This window comes from Paenibacillus sp. FSL R5-0749, assembly GCF_038595085.1.
In the GTDB taxonomy this organism is placed as follows: domain Bacteria; phylum Bacillota; class Bacilli; order Paenibacillales; family Paenibacillaceae; genus Paenibacillus.
Genome location: NZ_CP152005.1, coordinates 3,433,081 through 3,447,029, shown reverse-complemented (window position 1 = coordinate 3,447,029; position 13,949 = coordinate 3,433,081). Strand labels below are relative to the sequence as shown.

Annotated in this window: 14 protein-coding genes; 5 read left to right on the top strand and 9 right to left on the bottom strand. The window is 42.6% G+C overall.

The window, feature by feature from the left end:
* Positions 1–75 precede the first annotated feature (75 nt).
* On the top strand, positions 76–861 hold the full coding sequence (locus MKY85_RS15190; RefSeq protein WP_339255286.1) for an AraC family transcriptional regulator: 786 nt from the start codon (positions 76–78) through the stop codon (positions 859–861).
* Between the two features lie 184 nt (positions 862–1,045).
* Here MKY85_RS15190 and MKY85_RS15185 read toward each other — a convergent pair whose 3' ends face one another.
* The 7 genes from MKY85_RS15185 to MKY85_RS15155 all read right to left on the bottom strand — a co-directional run bounded on the left by MKY85_RS15185 (position 1,046) and on the right by MKY85_RS15155 (position 8,751).
* Positions 1,046–2,014: an ROK family protein gene (locus MKY85_RS15185; RefSeq protein ID WP_342569921.1), complete on the bottom strand. Its 969-nt coding sequence runs from the start codon at positions 2,012–2,014 to the stop codon at positions 1,046–1,048.
* 239 nt (positions 2,015–2,253) lie between these two features.
* On the bottom strand, positions 2,254–3,426 hold the full coding sequence (locus MKY85_RS15180) for an MFS transporter (RefSeq protein ID WP_342569920.1): 1,173 nt from the start codon (positions 3,424–3,426) through the stop codon (positions 2,254–2,256).
* A 24-nt stretch (positions 3,427–3,450) separates the two neighbouring features.
* Positions 3,451–4,269: a helix-turn-helix domain-containing protein gene (locus tag MKY85_RS15175; protein WP_342573389.1), complete on the bottom strand. Its 819-nt coding sequence runs from the start codon at positions 4,267–4,269 to the stop codon at positions 3,451–3,453.
* 260 nt (positions 4,270–4,529) lie between these two features.
* Entirely contained in the window at positions 4,530–4,949 is a 420-nt protein-coding gene (gene arsC, locus MKY85_RS15170) for an arsenate reductase (thioredoxin) (RefSeq protein ID WP_342569918.1), read from the bottom strand.
* 25 nt (positions 4,950–4,974) lie between these two features.
* Positions 4,975–6,297 carry an arsenic transporter gene (locus MKY85_RS15165; protein WP_342569916.1) on the bottom strand — a complete coding sequence of 441 codons (1,323 nt, stop codon included), beginning with the start codon at positions 6,295–6,297 and terminating at the stop codon, positions 4,975–4,977.
* A gap of 47 nt (positions 6,298–6,344) precedes the next feature.
* On the bottom strand, positions 6,345–6,671 hold the full coding sequence (locus MKY85_RS15160) for a metalloregulator ArsR/SmtB family transcription factor (protein ID WP_339255268.1): 327 nt from the start codon (positions 6,669–6,671) through the stop codon (positions 6,345–6,347).
* A gap of 265 nt (positions 6,672–6,936) precedes the next feature.
* Positions 6,937–8,751 (bottom strand): family 43 glycosylhydrolase, encoded by a 1,815-nt coding sequence (locus tag MKY85_RS15155; RefSeq protein WP_342569913.1) that lies wholly within the window; start codon positions 8,749–8,751, stop codon positions 6,937–6,939.
* A gap of 316 nt (positions 8,752–9,067) precedes the next feature.
* Between MKY85_RS15155 and MKY85_RS15150 the strand changes: the two genes are divergently transcribed.
* Positions 9,068–10,429, top strand: coding sequence for an alkaline phosphatase (locus MKY85_RS15150; protein ID WP_342573388.1), 1,362 nt, complete (start codon positions 9,068–9,070; stop codon positions 10,427–10,429).
* Positions 10,430–10,512: 83 nt separating this feature from the next.
* On the opposite strand, the gene MKY85_RS15145 is transcribed toward MKY85_RS15150, so the two are convergent.
* Positions 10,513–11,235, bottom strand: a complete 723-nt coding sequence (locus tag MKY85_RS15145; protein WP_342573386.1) for a DUF421 domain-containing protein — start codon at positions 11,233–11,235, stop codon at positions 10,513–10,515.
* A 288-nt stretch (positions 11,236–11,523) separates the two neighbouring features.
* On the opposite strand from MKY85_RS15145, the gene MKY85_RS15140 reads away from it, so the two are divergent.
* From MKY85_RS15140 to MKY85_RS15130, 3 genes are all read left to right on the top strand, one after another.
* Positions 11,524–11,709 carry a hypothetical protein gene (locus MKY85_RS15140; RefSeq protein ID WP_342569911.1) on the top strand — a complete coding sequence of 62 codons (186 nt, stop codon included), beginning with the start codon at positions 11,524–11,526 and terminating at the stop codon, positions 11,707–11,709.
* Between the two features lie 52 nt (positions 11,710–11,761).
* On the top strand, positions 11,762–12,220 hold the full coding sequence (locus MKY85_RS15135; protein WP_339255265.1) for a hypothetical protein: 459 nt from the start codon (positions 11,762–11,764) through the stop codon (positions 12,218–12,220).
* Between the two features lie 93 nt (positions 12,221–12,313).
* The gene (locus MKY85_RS15130; RefSeq protein WP_342569909.1) at positions 12,314–12,784 is read left to right on the top strand and encodes a ferritin-like domain-containing protein; all 471 of its coding nucleotides are present in this window, start codon (positions 12,314–12,316) and stop codon (positions 12,782–12,784) included.
* Between the two features lie 128 nt (positions 12,785–12,912).
* Here the strand turns inward: MKY85_RS15130 and MKY85_RS15125 are convergent, their stop codons facing one another.
* Complete coding sequence (locus MKY85_RS15125; RefSeq protein ID WP_342569908.1) at positions 12,913–13,800, bottom strand: cation diffusion facilitator family transporter; 888 nt, start codon at positions 13,798–13,800, stop codon at positions 12,913–12,915.
* Between the last annotated feature and the right edge of the window lie 149 nt (positions 13,801–13,949).

Below are 13,949 nucleotides of genomic sequence, written 5' to 3'. Positions count from 1 at the left end.
ATAATAGAGAACAACTACAATGTTCCATAAGTGTCTCTATTTATTCCATAACCTGCATGGTAAAGGTGAAGAACAATGAATACGATTTTTTACGTCGAATATGATGCTGCCCATAACCATCCGTTTGTGTTTGATATTCCAGAAGGACATGATTGCTGGCTGTTAGTTGTTACGCAGACTCCTGCACAGTTCTGGGTGGACGGGAAATTGATAGATTATCCACCTCATTGTGCCGTTCTCTATCCACCTCATCAGAAAATATATTATCGCTCTTGTACGGAGCAATATGTGAATGATTGGATTCGTTTCGAAAGTGATGAGATGTATGTAACTGAAACTTCCCTACCGAAGGGCGAACCATTTCCATTAGATGATCCTGAATTTTGTCACAAGCTGTTTCAATTACTTGTTGCTGAGCATTCTTTCCAGAAAAACAACCGAGAATCAACGATAGATTATTTATTACGAACGCTGTTCAACAAGCTGTTGGAGTCTTGCGTTCAAGAGAGTATTGGCCCGCAGCATTATCCTCTGATGAAGCTTCGAACAGAGATTCACAATAATCCGAGTCACCCATGGACAGTTGCTGCCATGGCCAAAACCATGAATATTAGTCCGGGATACTTACAGCTTGTATATAAGAACTCCTTTGGGGTGTCGTGTATGGAAGATGTAATTCATAGCCGAATTCGGTTAGCTAAAGAGTACCTCAGACATCATCAATATACGGTTGCAGAGATCGCCGACAGGTGCGGGTATCGTAATGTCGAGCATTTTTGCAGGCAATTCAAACAAATGACGGGTGTATCACCCAAGCGATTCATAAACGACATAAAGAACCCGGCTGACATAACAGAATGAGAGATAAATCTCACTCTCTCGCTCTGTCCAATGGGCAGTTACACTTAACTTTTTAGCCATCCAAAAGGTATACGTCAACGAGTTTGTTAGCGTTCTCTGCTGTCATTTTAAGTTAAGGTTTTAGCCTGTATAATGCAATGACATATTCTCAAGCATAATTGATCTATTATCATATTGTGATACTTTATAATGACATCTTGTTTTTGGCATATGCAGCCGCACCAATCATCCCTGCTTGTCCGCCTAATTTCGCTTGCACTATTTTACATGCATGGGATGAAAGCTTTAGCGAATGTTTCTCAACAGTGTCACGCACCGTATTCAGCAATCGATCACCGGCTGCCGACATTCCTCCACCAATAATAATTACTTCCGGATTGAACAGATTGATTACATTGGATAGACCAAATCCGAGAATCTTACCGGTCTCATGCATAACTTCAATTGCAAGTGAATCACCAAGATCATATGCTTCCGAGATCATACGTGCAGTAATTGTCGTCCAATCCTCTCCAACCCATTTCAGAATCATACTTGATCGCCCTTCCTCAAGCTTGTCAGTAAAGGTCTTGACGATTCCTACCGCAGACACGTATCTCCCCAGACAGCCCGAACTTCCACACCGACAAGGACGACCCTCCCGGTACATATTCATATGTCCGATCTCGCCTGCACTTGATGTAGTACCGTAGAGGACTTTTCCCTCATTGACAATACCAGATCCCAGACCAGTGCCTAACGTTATCAATATCAGGTTTTTATAGTCGGTGCCTGCGCCAAACTGCCATTCACCATACAGATTTACCCGAACATCATTGTCGATGTAAACAGGAAATTCAAAATTATTTTTCATATAGTTCACGACCTGAATGTTTTCCCAACCTGGAAAATTAGGTGAAAATATGGATAGTCCCAGCTCCGGATCTAATAATCCAGGAATGCCCATACCCATGCACAGAATAGAAGCTGGCTCAATCCCCTCAGAAGACAGCATTTCTTGGATAATGTGTACAATTCGGTTTAATACATGGAGCGGTCCTTTTACCGCCTCTGTAGGGTCGCTTCTTTCGTGAATTTTTTGAAACTCCAGGGTGAAAATGGAGGACTTAATGTTGGTTCCACCCAAGTCAATTCCGATGATATATTCTCGCATAATAATCTCCGCTCTCATTTAATTTGATATTGATGAACAAACATCAGCAATTTGCTAATAAACTCATGCTCTATTCGGCCATGATGATGTACTATGATTCTCATTATAACTTTGTCATACACCCAAAAGATCTCTTATGCAGTAAATGCTGAAGAGATCTTTTTTTATTTAACATATAATGGATGATTGCATCTCAACAAAACCAAGTACTTTAGAAGCAACAATTACCATCACTGAAATTACACTGGATCTGTTGTTTCCGTCCTGCTTCTCAAGTTCTTAAATAGTAATATGACAAGAAGTAAAGCAATGCATACAGCTCCAAAACCCAACCAATTTAAGTACAGGACTGATGTACGACTGATCACAATCCCGCCTAATCCAGATCCCAGTGCAAAACCAAATTGGATAAACGACGTATTGACGCTAAGGGCAATATCAGGATTACGAGGTGCCAGTGTAACCAGATATAGTTGCTGGGCCGGAGATATGCTCCACGTGGCTAACATAAAAATCATTAAAACCAAGATTAACATCACAAGATTAACTCCAGCTAGAGCAAACAAAAGAAGAGTTACGCCTTGTAACAGAAGGCCTAGACCAATTGTAAACTTTGATCCCTTTGCATCTGCCAATTGTCCGCCCACTTTTGATCCGACAAAGCTGCAAATTCCCGCGAGAAACAGAACACCGCTGATCTCGGTCATGGTAAGTGTGGATGTAGCTTGCAAGAACGGCGTGATATACGTGAACAGTGTTGAATAGCCGCCGATATACAATAACGTAATAAGCAAGGCCGTCAGAATGAGTGGATTTTTTAAAATGGAGAGCTGCATTCTGAGGGTGATCTTTTCTTCCTCTTTGATTACCGGAACCTTTTTGTTGATAATAAGTAATGGAAGAACACTTAACAATCCAATCAATACAAATAGAACTCTCCATCCAAACCTTTCACTAAAAAATGTACCCACTGGGACACCGAGCACTAACGAACTGCTTAGCCCCATCAAAATGATGCCGATGGCATTGCCCCGCTTTTCTTTTTCAACCATTCGTGTAGATACGGCCATCGCTACTACAGTAACCATGCCTCCGCTAGCCCCTTGAACTATTCGTACCCATAGTAAAGTTTCGTAAGAAAGGTTAAAAAGCATGAGCCCGTTACTGGCAATAAACACACTGAGGGTGGACAACAGTAACTTCTTGCGATCCATATTTATTGTAATTGCAATGAGAATCGGGGCAATAATGGCGGCTGACAGAGCGAATACAGTCACCAGTAACCCCACTTGGGAAGTAGACACGCTCAAGTCTGAGGCGATCATTTCAATGACTCCTGTAATGATGTACTCAAGCGTTCCGATCAGAAAAACAGTTAACGCCAAGATATATATGATCCATTTATTTTTCACTTTACTCCACTCCGTCTTCTTCAGTTATCTATTTAGTATTGGGATCTGTATTTCTATGAATTGTGCATCTTGTTCTTGGGATAAGGGTAAATATAGTTCCCTACCCGCTTCGTTTTCCTTGATCTGATAGTTATTTTTCTCAATCCATGTAGCTAAATGAACACAGGCTTTGCAGGCAAAGGTGGCATTGGAACGATAAGCTATGGTGGCCATCATGGGCTCTGCAGGAAGAGTCCGGAGTTGAAATGGATATGGAGGTAATTGCAGCTCACAAGTTAAGAAATAACCTATTTCCAATTCGAACTTTTCCTCTTGTCCGGGGATTTCTCTCCACAAAACAACCTGTGGCCCCTGGATCATTTGACGTATTTCTTTGGTTAATGACTGATCAAAATGACGAAATAAACTCGGAATATCCTCATCCCCCCCGTACCCAGTCTGAAAAAGAAACTGCCGAGCTCTTTCCTCTTTGATTCGGATTTCTTGCCCAGTTTCGACGTGCCCCTCTTCCTCCATAAGCTGCAAGCGTTCCTCAATTCGGACGAGTTTAGCTTGTTCTGTATCGATAATCTGCTGAATTTCGCTTTTTTTCAGTTGAAACATGCCTTGAATATTCTCCAATGTAATATGTTCCTGTAGCAATTGTGTGATTTGTGGCAACGTAAACCCCAATTCTTTATAAATGAGGATTCGGTTGAGCTCCAGAAGCTGATCTGCGGAATAGTAACGGTAACCCGTGTCGTGATCTACCTTTCTCGGTTTAAGTATGCCAATCTGGTCATAATAACGCAGTGTTTTTAACGAAACCCTACTTAGCCTGGAAAATGCACTGATTTTGAACAACATATCATCTCCAATCTATTAATATAATGCGAGTATATAGTTTCCCGTGCAGGGGAAAGTCAAGGGGAATATGCTTCTCATTTTTATAGTTAAATCAACTAAATCAACCATCATCCTTGTCTTCACTCTATATTGGGCTTATGGGGAAGTCAAAGAACCGTTTCTGAATGAAACGTTCATTTTTTTTGAACAAAAAAATGCCACTTATCGTGGCATTCTCTCGGTATTCATTCAATTATCCTGCTCAGGCAGGGTTGTATTTATTTTCCGGTTTCAGCAAATGCTTTAATACGCTCCCCGATCTGATCACGGACCCTTTGGAATACGGCCCATTTCTCTTCATCTGTACCTTGCGCTTTGGCAGGATCATCAAATCCCCAGTGTTCCCGCTTCACATGCGGAGGCGTCATTGGACATTTATCTGCGGCATCCCCACACAATGTGACTACGAAATCAGCGTTGTTCAACAACTCTGACTCAATGATGTCCGAGGTTTGAGTCGAAATATCCAGATCAACCTCGTTCATGGCTTTAACCGCTTTTGGATTCAGACCGTGGGCCTCTATTCCTGCGCTATAGATGTCCCAGTCCTCACTCAGATATTTCTTGGCCCAGCCTTCGGCCATTTGACTCCGGCAGGAATTACCTGTGCATAGGAAGTACAGTGTTTTTTTACTCATGTTTATCTCTCCTCGTTATTTAAAGTTATAAAATGATTAACCACAGATACAGACCCACTAGGGTAATAAGCAGAGTCGGAATGGTGATTATAATACCTGTCTTGAAGTAAGTGCCCCATGATATTTTGACACCTTTGGTGCTAAGTACATGAAGCCAGAGCAGGGTCGCGAGTGAACCAATCGGGGTAATCTTGGGACCTAAGTCCGAGCCAATAATATTGGCATAGATAAGCGCCTCTCGAACAGTCCCTGTTGCTGTCGTTGCATCGATGGCAAGTGCATCAATCAACACGGTAGGCATATTGTTCATCAGGGATGAAATGATTGCCGCGATAAAGCCCATACCCATTGTTGCAGCAAACAATCCTTGATCTGCTACAGCCTGAATGACTACGGCCAACAGATCGGTCAAGCCTACATTACGTAGACCATAAATCACGACATACATGCCGATGGAGAAAAATACGATGGCCCAAGGTGCTTCTTTGACAACCAATGCGGTCGGTACAGCAGAACTCCGGGAAGCCATGATCAGGAAGAATATCGCGACAATACCTGCCACAAAGGATACGGGGATTCCGAGAAATTCACTGGTAAAGTATCCAATGAGAAGAACCGCTAATACCACCCACGACAACCGAAACATCTTCATATCCTTAAGGGCAGTTACCGGAGGTTTCAATTCACTCGCATCAAATCGTTTGGGAATACTCTTGCGGAAAAAGAGATACAGTACACCAATACTCGCCACCAGTGAGAACAGATTCGGAACAAACATTCTTCCTGCGTACTCCATAAACGTAATACCAAAGAAATCGGCAGACACAATGTTAACCAGGTTACTCACAACCAGCGGCAAGGAAGTCGTATCCGCAATAAATCCGCTGGCGATAATAAATGGAAATACTCTCTTTTCATCAAAATTCAGTGCACGTACCATGGCTAGAACAATTGGTGTCAGTATCAGTGCACCTCCATCATTGGCAAAGAAAGCAGAAACCACTGCTCCCAGGATGGAGACGTAAACAAACATTCGTACACCATTGCCATGAGCGGCTTTGGCCATATGTAAGGCAGCCCATTCAAAAAAGCCGATACGATCCAGAATTAACGAAATCAGAATGATTGCGACAAATGCAAGCGTAGCATTCCAAACGATTTGCGTTACATCCCAGACGTCATGAAGATCGACCACGCCCACAAGTAAAGCAAGAATTGCTCCGCCGCAAGCAGACCAACCAATGGACAGGTTCTTAGGCTGCCAGATGACAAGGATTAGCGTAATTAAAAAGATCATGCACGCTAGCAGCGTAGAAAACAATATATTTCCCCCTTTCAGTTCCGCCATCTGATTTATATTTGTATATAACAATATACTTATATATTGATAAAAAATTAATTACATCCGGATGTAAAGTTCTCTTTATTCAAAGACTTAAGAATCGTTGCCGTGTCCGGCATCAGTTCCAAGACAGATTTAATATAAGGTGTATTCTCTACATTTAAAGAGTAGTATACCCACTGGCCACGCTTATTCTCCTTAACCAAGCCTTGATCCTTCAGCTTGCGTAAATGCTGACTAATTCCAGGTTGTGACATGTCTAAAATCTCTACAAATTCACACACACACCATTCACGTTCTTTGAGGAGTGTAAGGATCGTAAGACGTGTTTTATCGCCCAACAATTTAATCTTTTCTGCTGCATTTTGAATGGAATCCATGTCACTTCCTCCTTCCGTTAAACATAAGTGCATGCTTATATTATAATATTAAAAATTTGAAGTCAACATAATTCATGGGATCTTTGACATGAAAAATAAGGCGAGTAACTCAGTTCGAGCTGTGTCAACTCCTGTATATGTCCTCCAAAATATGATTTATTGATATGATTGTCAAAAACGCCTGTCAACACTGCTAAAAGCGAGTTTTTGACAGGCGTTTATATTGGATCAATTATGAAATAACGATTCAAATGAATGTCTTATGTTAGAGTATAACAGGCTGAATCAATCTGTCCTTGCCGAAAAGAAGCAGATCAATACATATTTCACGGTGATAACCCTTTCCAGAGGAAAATCTGGAGAGTGGCGTGACAAAACGGTGATAGGCTATCCGGTACTGATCAGTTTCGGGCTCATTAAATATACAGTGATGACCTGTGCCCAGCATGCCTTTCTCCACATTTTTGCTCAGAATCGGGTATTGATAGGTGATTGGACCGTATAATTGCTCTGACGTACCGTAATTCACATGATAGTTCTCACTGCCCGTATCATCACAGGACCACGTAAAGTGGTATAGTCCGCCCCGCTTCAACACCGTTACCGCCTCACGAAAATCATGGAGCCCTGAGAGATTGCTCATGGTGTCCTCTAAGACACTTGTCATGTCGTCACCAAGCTCCACAATGGCAGCATGTCCATTCCCGAATAGCAAATACGATTTTCCATCCGTTTCAGTATAGATAGAAGGGTCGATAGCTTGCCCCATGGTGATACCCAGACGTCTTAACTGCTGCATTGTGATCAAAGGCTGCGACTCGGCCAGGAATGGCCCAATCGGTGTATCCGCTACAGCAACGCCGATGGCACTCTCTCCATTCAGCATTTTGCCACAGAAATAAAAATAGAACTTCCCGTTGCGGGTTGCAATGGCCGGTGCCCAGGCATTACCGGTTGCCCAGGTGACATCCTCTGTCCCCAGATCAAGGATCACACCTTCGTCTTGCCAATGCTTCAGGTCTGAAGAAGAAAACACCTTGAACTGTGTTCCCGACCACCCCTCGAAACCATCTGTTGTCGGATACATATAGTAACGATCCTCAAACTGTGCGACATCTGGATCGGCATATTGTCCAGGAAGCACTTGATGACCATCCCCGAAAGCAGCCAAAAGCCGGCTGCACTCCTCAGTTGTGATGGGCAGGACACTTCCATGACGCTTTTGGTTCTTTCCCATATCAAAATCATCATCAGGAACGATTCGGAACTCTCCGCTTCCCAGATCTGTAGTCAGCAGAGGAAGATAACCCTTGCCTTCAGCAAATCGATCAACAATCAGGCACCATTCTTCCCGGTCATTGAATTTAAATATCTGAGGTCCCTCCACACCTGCCACAGCCTCCAGAATCGGGGCTTGCAGCGGAACAAACGCTTCTTTGTCGAGAGAGTCTCCTTTTTCTACCCGTATGTTTTTGGTTGTTTCATCCTTGGAGTATCGATAGTAACAACCACCCGAAGGAAGAATCGTTGTATCAATAATATGATTATCCCGCTCAATGTATTTTTCCGATGCGGAGAACGTACGAAAGTCTTTTGTGCGAGCGCTGTATATTTTTTGCTTTCGTTCTTGCTCCTGAGGCTCTTGCGTTGCAGAAGCCCAAAATACGAGAAACTCATCTGTTGTTTCATCATACACCGCTTCGGGCGCCCAAACACAACCAGCTCCCTCAACTCCTAATGTAACGTTCCAGGGGGATGACCAATTCACGAGATTGCTGGATTCCCATATAATTACGTCCCGGCTCCCGGCATTAACGGCATGAGTCCATCCTTTGTCGCTTGCGATGCGCAGATCTGTAGCAATCAGATAGAATTTATTTTCCTTGACTGAACGAATCAGAAACGGGTCCCGTACTCCTTTTTCTCCAAGGTCAGAAAACAGCACAGGTGATCCGCCATTAAGATCCTTCCAGTGAAGACCATCCTCGCTATAGGAGAAATAAACCTGCTCTCCATCTGGTTGTTCGCCAATAAAATGTACAAATAGATACCCATTATAATTTGAAGATGATGTGGTCAATGGAAAAGCCTCCTGAAATGAGATTGAGTTTAAATGATTTACTTTAACTGAAAAATGAAAGCGTTCTACTTATGTTGTATCATACTTCAAAAATAGTGGAATGAGTATATTTTTATAATCTCGTCTGTTGTAGATCATGTGAATCTTTCGCTGGAACCCTATTGTCCAATACATCGCCTTATTTTGTTTATTTTACCTCAGGTATACAAAATTCTTGGTTTTCATTTACAATTGAATGCTAACCTTTTTAATGATGAACAAATGAATATAGATTCATGCATTCATTTTTGTTTTCGAGATATGATGAGGAGGAATCATTGTGAAATTATCCAAAAAAGTATTACCAGCGGTAGCGCTGACTCTGGCTGTATCGGCTTCTACTCTCTTGTCTGCGGGACAAGCAAGTGCCGTTCAAGCTGTAAGTGTGGAGAAAAAACAAATCAAGAACATCATCTTCCTCATTGGGGATGGCATGGGGACCTCTTATACTTCGGCCTACCGTTATATGAAGGATGATCCTTCAACGAAGGGCATGGACAAAACCGTATTTGACCCTTATCTGGTTGGGGCACAAATGACCTATCCGGATGATGATAAACAAAATGTGACGGATTCTGCTTCCGCAGCAACGGCCATGTCGGCGGGCGTGAAAACATACAATGCGGCCATTGCGGTTGACCCTGAGCAGAAGGAAGTCAAAACCGTACTTGAGCAGGCCAAAGAAAACGGTAAGTCCACCGGACTCGTGGCTACGTCGGAGATCACTCATGCCACACCAGCTGCATTTGGTGCCCATGATATCAGTCGAAAAAATATGGATGCCATTGCGGACGATTATTATGATGAGTTGATTAATGGCAAGCATAAGGTGGATGTACTTCTGGGTGGAGGGAAATCCAATTTTGTACGCGAGGGTCGGGACCTGACGAAGGAGTTCCAGAAGGCCGGATTCAGCTATGTGACGGATCGTTCCGCTCTCCTCGCTGATAAGAATCAACAAGTTCTTGGACTGTTTGCCGATGGAGGATTGGACAAGATGATTGATCGTACTGCTGCAACGCCATCATTGGCTGAGATGACCAATACAGCGATTGATCGCCTCAGTTCGAACGATAAAGGGTTCTTCCTAATGGTTGAAGGCAGCCAGATCGACTGGGCAGGACATGATAATGATATCGTTGGCGCGATGAGTGAAATGGAAGATTTCGCAGCAGCATTTCAGGCAGCTATTGATTTTGCCAAAAAAGATGGTGAAACCCTTGTCGTGGCTACTGCCGATCACTCCACGGGCGGACTTACGCTTGGAAAAGACGGAGAATACAACTTTTTCGTAGACCCGATCAAAGCTGCACTGCGAACACCAGACTTTATGGCAGCACAGATTGCGAAAGGTGCTTCGGTTGAAGAAACACTGAAAAGTTATCTGAAACTCGAGTTAAAGGCGGAAGAGATTGAATCGGTGAAAGAAGCAGCCAAAAGTGCAGATGTAACGAAGATTGATAATGCCATTGAAGCCATTATTAATAGCCGTTCGTTTACGGGCTGGACCACAGGTGGACACACAGGGGAGGATGTTCCTGTATATGCCTACGGCCCGGCAAGTCATCGCTTCGCCGGTTTGATCGACAACACAGATAATGCCAAGATCATATTTGATATCCTCAGCAAGCACCAATAATTTCACCATAATTCGGTAATTTATGATCATCCCTTCTCTTCTTTCATCTGAAGAGAAGGGAATTTTTTTCATTTCTGATGGTGTCACTCGACATCAATGGGATGTTTGATTTGATCCTCATAATAATCGATATAGATCCTGCCGTCGCTTCCTTTTACAGCATAAAATACATCGTTTATGTTCTTGCTTTTCGATTCAAGCTGTTGCATTAATTGCTTAACTGATATGCCATTTAGTTCTAGATTCTTGCTTAACATCGTTCCGTCCATAATTAACTCCACAGGCATGCGTTCAGGTTTGGACTCTACCTTCCTATGAACATCCTCAACCGTAGCCGTTCTATATTTGTTTTTTTTCATGACTGAAACTTGTCCATTCACTTCGAGTAAGGCGTACTCTACTTCCTCCATATTGAAAATGTCTTTCTGTCTTAGCATTTGGTTTAAGGAATCCAATGTCAGTTTATTCTTGGCGAGATTATTTTCAAGGATTTTGCCACCTTCAATTAATACGGTAGGTGAACCTTCTGCCAGTAGACGGATTTTTCTGCTTTTCAGATTTAATTTAGATAACAGATAAGAGGTTCCGGTAAAAACAATTAGAGAAATAATCAGATGTGTGACTTCTATTTTCTCGTTAAAAGCTAGATTGGCAGCTATGGCTCCCATGATGACTGCGGTGACAAATTCATGGAAGTTCATATCAGACAACGTTTGTTTTCCCAATATGCGAGCAATTCCCAATAAAAGCATAAAGGCAAAGATACTACGGATGAAGATAATAACATGTTCGTACAATACAAGCACCCTTTCGCGTGTTAGACAATTATGGAACTCTTTTAAGTATTCACCCAATTGTCCTCAAATATGTTGCCTTATGCATTACAAAATGAAACAAAACAACATGATCCGTTAATATGAGAAAAATGATATGAACATGAAATCAGTTTGGAACAAAACGCGGAGCATTTTATAGAGGGGATGGCGATTTTATTTCCGTTTGGGTTCGTTCTCGCTCCCGTATAGTCATGCATTATTTCCCATGAAGATGGGTACTCTAACTTAACCATCTATGTGTTGAAGGAGAGAAATCCGATGAATGCGGTTAACGACTGGTTGAGGCAGATTGCCCACAATTATATATTGATTGTTATTGCCGCGATACTCTTTTTTACGGTCAAAGCAATTATTGGATACTATACGTACAAGCATTATGATAAAAAATTAAATGCACTGTCAGATCGAATGGATCGTCTTATGGAGAAGAAAACGACGGACTGATTTAAGGCATGAGAATCCATAATTGAAGTAACTAGCTTTGGAGGAAAAATAAATGTTAGGAAATTTGCTTTTGGGTATGATTCTTCCCATTCTGTTGGGCGTGTGGGTTTTGCGACGACACGTTAAAATCCTCGTTATTTATTATCCACTAGGTGTGGCTATTGCTGCTTGTATCAACAACGTGGGGTTTAATTATTTCTGGAACATACTGCCGAACACTCGCAACCAGTCTTTTGCCGCTCTCCCTATGGACCTCGGTATCTATCCAATTGCCGGATGCCTGATGATGTATGCCATTTTAGTAAAAGGGGCGAAGCCATGGGCAGCCATATTTGCGGCCTCCTTATCACTGACATTCATAGAATGGATTGCTAAAATGCTGGGACATGTGATCTATTTTAACGGTTGGAACATCTTTTGGACTTTCTTGTCCTATCTCCTGCCATTTGTGCTGGCTTACGGGTACGGCGTGTTATTGAAACATCTACCCAGCGATCAAAACCCGGTCTGAAAAGTTAAACGCGTACATACAAAACAGCTAAGGGTTAACGCGGATGGGCATACGTGCATATGTTAACTCATATTCGTCTTGGAGGGATTCGTAATGTATGTGGCATATCCTTATGGTTACAGGTACACTTTTACTCCGGTATGGGCAACATCAACAGCCGAAGCACTTGAATTAATCAAATCCGCTGTGCAGGGAGAACGAAACGATGAGATGTTCTATGATTCACTGATTCAGTTATCACCTGATGCCAATCAGGCTGCCATCATCACGAGCATCCGTAATGATGAACGTGGACATAATCAAATGTATCGGCAAATGTACAAGGATCTGACAGGTCAGGAGATTTCGGGCGTAAGTAATGAGCCGGTTGAGAAGGTCACTTCTTATCTAGGCGGGCTGCAACAGGCGTTTCAAGGTGAATTGGCGGCCGTGGAAAAGTATAGGAGAATATGGTTTGGTCTCCCTTATGGCATATATAAAGACACGGTCTGGGGAATCATTCTGGACGAACAGAAACATGCGGATAAATATAACAATCTGATTACTTACAATCTGCCGAGATAGTCAGGTATGGGATAAATAAACGCGTGGATTCCTTCCCAGAAACACAATTGAAATCAGCAAAAAACCAGTGATTGATTAAAGCTCACTGGTTTTTTGTTTTGCTGAATTTCTCATTTAAAATCTAAATCTCATATGCATTCTTTCAACATATCAGGTTCCACATGAACGTGAACGGTGTATACGTCATGCTCCTCCATTAACTCGTTCTCCACGTCTGTACAGATATCGTGTGCTTGTTGAAGATCCAGCTCAGCATGTACGGTGATGACAACATCCACGACAGCATTATTGCCATAATTGCGTGCTCTTACATCTTTGACCTTCTCTACACCGTCTATTCCGGCAATCGTCTTTTTGTATTCCTGAATCAGTTCAACATCAAAACCATCGGTCAGATGATGTGTGGCTTCTTTGAAAATGTCCCAAGCGGTCTTGCAGATCAGGAAACCTACGATAACAGCCGTTACGGGGTCCAACCATGGAAGTCCGAACTGGGAACCCACGATTCCAATGACCGCACCGATACTCACCCAAGCATCGGAGATATTATCTCGCGCTGCAGCCATGACCGCCTGACTTTTGATACGTGTAGCAAGTCTCTTGTTATATCGATAGACCAGATACATAATAACCGCGCAGAAAATACCTGTGTACGCGGCGATGATATCCGGAGATTCATGTGTACCCTGGAACACAGAACTGATGGCTTCAAACAGAACTTGTAAACCTACTGCCATCATAATGAAAGAAGCAACTAGTGACGCAACGGTCTCTGCTCTCCAGTGACCATATGTATGGTCTTTGTCGGCTGGGCGTTGGGCAAGCTTCAAACCGATCAATACAGCTATGGAGGCCACAATATCGGTAGCATTATTTAATCCATCCGCCTTAAGCGCTTCTGATCCGGCCATATTGCCAACGATCAGTTTTAATAAGGTCAAACATATGTAGGCGATAATGCTAATGATGGCTCCGCGCTCCCCCAGCTTTAGATTATCGTATTTTAGTTGATCCACAATGACATCCTCCTGCAATCTTCTTTTCTGGCACGACTATGATGGTATCATTGCTGAATTGTGTGGGTCTAGAGAAACGTTTTGAGTGTTACGAAACATAATCTGTAAGCGGCAATTCTTTTAAGAGAATCCAAAAAAGTTGGATTTGG

Excerpts from the sequence above, each read along its gene's own strand:
- MKY85_RS15190 (WP_339255286.1), top strand. The coding sequence starts at position 76 with ATGAATACGATTTTTTACGTCGAATATGATGCTGCCCATAACCATCCG.
- MKY85_RS15185 (WP_342569921.1), bottom strand. The coding sequence starts at position 2,014 with ATGCGAGAATATATCATCGGAATTGACTTGGGTGGAACCAACATTAAG.
- arsC (WP_342569918.1), bottom strand. The coding sequence starts at position 4,949 with ATGAGTAAAAAAACACTGTACTTCCTATGCACAGGTAATTCCTGCCGG.
- MKY85_RS15165 (WP_342569916.1), bottom strand. The coding sequence starts at position 6,297 with ATGGCGGAACTGAAAGGGGGAAATATATTGTTTTCTACGCTGCTAGCG.
- MKY85_RS15160 (WP_339255268.1), bottom strand. The coding sequence starts at position 6,671 with ATGGATTCCATTCAAAATGCAGCAGAAAAGATTAAATTGTTGGGCGAT.
- MKY85_RS15140 (WP_342569911.1), top strand. The coding sequence starts at position 11,524 with ATGAATGCGGTTAACGACTGGTTGAGGCAGATTGCCCACAATTATATA.
- MKY85_RS15135 (WP_339255265.1), top strand. The coding sequence starts at position 11,762 with ATGTTAGGAAATTTGCTTTTGGGTATGATTCTTCCCATTCTGTTGGGC.
- MKY85_RS15130 (WP_342569909.1), top strand. The coding sequence starts at position 12,314 with ATGTATGTGGCATATCCTTATGGTTACAGGTACACTTTTACTCCGGTA.